This window comes from Xenorhabdus sp. Sc-CR9, from assembly GCF_963897815.1.
Taxonomy (GTDB): Bacteria; Pseudomonadota; Gammaproteobacteria; order Enterobacterales; family Enterobacteriaceae; genus Xenorhabdus.
The window spans coordinates 1-442 of sequence record NZ_CAWQTY010000112.1 but is presented as its reverse complement, the minus strand read 5'-3'; the positions used below and the strand labels follow the sequence as shown (position 1 = coordinate 442).

Sequence of the window (442 nt, the reverse complement as noted above, 5' to 3'; positions counted from 1 at the left end):
ACCAGGAAAAGATGCACGGGCGGCAGCCAAAGGCAAACAGGAGCCAACGAAAACATCCTAGTTAGCGGCGTGGACAGATTCCGCAGGCTGAATTCAATGAAGAAAACCACCATCTCCAGCATTAACCGTCAAAGTATCAAAGTATAGCGTTAATGATCTAGCTTTAGGGGTCTGTAAAACAGGTGCCGAAGAAGCTGGAGTAACAGAAGCGAGAACCAGCTTATCAGAAAAAAAGTTTGAATGATGGCGAGAAATAAAAGTCTGAAACATGAGTAAACTCCTAAGCCACAACCTTAGCGCGCATCCCTTGGTCACCACCTTCGCGCAAACAATTACACTCTTTCCGGCGCCGCCATAAACACCCAAAACCCATACTTTTACCCTGAATTCGTACTCGAATCTCCAACGCCCTCACGTTCGTTCTCAACACCACCGCCAATTT

Annotated in this window: 1 protein-coding gene; it reads right to left on the bottom strand. The window is 46.8% G+C overall.

Features of this window, described 5'->3' with window-relative positions; all coding sequences use genetic code 11:
- Positions 1 to 93: 93 nt before the first annotated feature.
- Positions 94 to 270: a hypothetical protein gene (locus AACQ81_RS05800; protein WP_443089586.1), complete on the bottom strand. Its 177-nt coding sequence runs from the start codon at positions 268 to 270 to the stop codon at positions 94 to 96.
- Between the last annotated feature and the right edge of the window lie 172 nt (positions 271 to 442).